At 25.6% G+C, this 2,151-nt stretch carries 2 protein-coding genes; both read left to right on the forward strand.

Going from position 1 to position 2,151, the window contains the following annotated elements; all coding sequences use genetic code 4:
- Positions 1 to 1,123: hypothetical protein (locus C4B24_RS05025; RefSeq protein WP_168388365.1), on the forward strand; the 1,123-nt coding region annotated here is incomplete at its 5' end.
- A gap of 17 nt (positions 1,124 to 1,140) precedes the next feature.
- Positions 1,141 to 2,151, forward strand: a 1,011-nt coding sequence (locus tag C4B24_RS04600; RefSeq protein WP_131599603.1) for a hypothetical protein, incomplete at its 3' end; no start/stop codon positions are given.

Here is a 2,151-nt window from a genome sequence, read left to right on the forward strand (position 1 = left end):
AACAAAATCTAATGGACATACTTATAGATCGGTAAGATTAGACACAATAATTGATTGAAAGACATCATGAATAAATAATGGTTATAAACCAAATGGAGCCTTAAATAGGTATAAAAATAATCAGGAATTCAATTTTAATAGAAGATTTGAATTTAATGGTAAATGATTTAAAGATAAGCAAAAAGCTTTTGAATATGCATGAAAAAATCAAATAAATAATAATGGAATTCTTCAAAATATTAAAGATTTTGCAATTGAAAAATCAAAAAATGAATTAGCAAAAACACCTTCTTTAAAAATAGTTAACTTTAAAGATGGTTCTTCTGCACCTTCAAATGCAACAATAGATGCTAATGAATTGCCAACACCATCAACCGGCGATGGAAGTGGAAATACTTATGTGAATGTATTAGCAACAAAATCTGGGCAAATTTCAAATAATCAAAAAACTATTGTAGGAAAAAACTTTAGTATTACACAGATTAAAGATGAATTTGTAAAAAAAGATTCTTGAAATAATACTGCTACTCCAAAACAAACTATCGAGAGAAAATTAGTCTCTGATGAATTTGTAAAACATTTGCATGATGGAGATTCAGTAAGTACATTAAAATCTAATAAACCAATTATCAAAGGTAGAGCATTGGTTTCTAAAACAAATGGTCCTGTAGACACAACAACTTTTATTTTTAATAGTTCAAAAACAGATGAAGAATTATTTGCAGATTTATCTCCTGTAATTGCAAGAACTAGATCTAACGATAAATTCCTGGGAAATTTAACCGAAGAAAAATTTAGAGATAAAATTTCCAAGGAAATTAAAAATAATTCAGAAATTAGAAATATTGACACTTTAATTTCCGAATCAAATGATACTGATTTAATTAATTTGAATATACCAAATATAGATTTTATTAAAAATAATAAGTCAACTATTTTATCGCCTTTAGCAAAAATAAATGGGATTAAGATAAATTATAAATGTCAAGAAGCGAATGCTAAAAACATAAATGATATTACACAAACGATTGCAACACATAATTTCCATAATGGAGATAGATTAATCATATCTTTTGAAAAAAATGGAAGATATTTAATTAGGGAAGTATTGGTTACAATTTAAGGTGGTTAGGAGTTCTAATGAATAAAAAATATAAAGTAATTTTGCAAACTTCAGCAATTTCAGCAATAACACTCGTTGGTGTTATGACAACTGCTGTTTCCTGTGGAAAATCTGCAAAGGAAAATAAAAAAACACCTCTTAAAAAAGGTAAAAAGGTAAATATTAAAAAAAGCATCAATAAATATACTGATGAATATATAAAAAAATATAGATTTGACAATAAGATTTTTAAAACAAAATCAGAAGCTGAAAAAGCAAGAGAAATAAAAATTGACAATGAAGTTCAAAAAGAACTAAAAGATGAAAAAAATAAAGCTCTTATTTATAAATATAATGGCAAGGAATATTTGACAAAAGAAAGTCTTCTTGAGCAATATAAAAAGGAAAATAAAATTGAAGAATTCTTATTTTCAAATACAAACAAGAATAAGAAATTAAAAAGTTTTAAAGATTTGGAACAATTCATAGAAAAAGATAGTAAAGATATTTTTAGTTTCAATAAAAAGCTATATAAAAGCAAGGAAGTTGCTATTCAGGAATATTTAAAAAATGGAAATGGTGATGGATCTGGAAAAACCTTTTTTTCAAAACTTTATAACGAGAAAAATAAAATTTTCCCAAAAAAGGATGCTGTTCTTGGTTCTAATAGGAAAAGTTTTTCCGGTATTGGTGCATGTGATGGGAGAATTTATGTAACAAAACCAAACATTAAAAAAAGTTTTTTACAAAATATTTCTAATTTAGATTTTGAAAAAATCAAGAGTCCAGCATTGATTCAAGATCATTCAAATGAATTTTCAAAGTATAAAGATGAGTTTTTAAAAGTTATTAAAGAATTTGAAAGATTCCAAAGTGAAGATGGTGATGACTGATACTACTTTACTTTAAAAGCAGAGAATATGGATACAAATACAAAATTACCATCTGGACATACTTTACAATCAGATTTATTTCTTTCTGATGCTAGAGAAGTTTCTAGTTGGAAAACATTCTGAGGTATTACAACAGGAATAGTATATAAAAAGAAA

Source organism: Mycoplasma marinum (assembly GCF_004335975.1).
Lineage (GTDB): Bacteria > Bacillota_I > Bacilli_A > Mycoplasmatales > Metamycoplasmataceae > Mycoplasma_K > Mycoplasma_K marinum.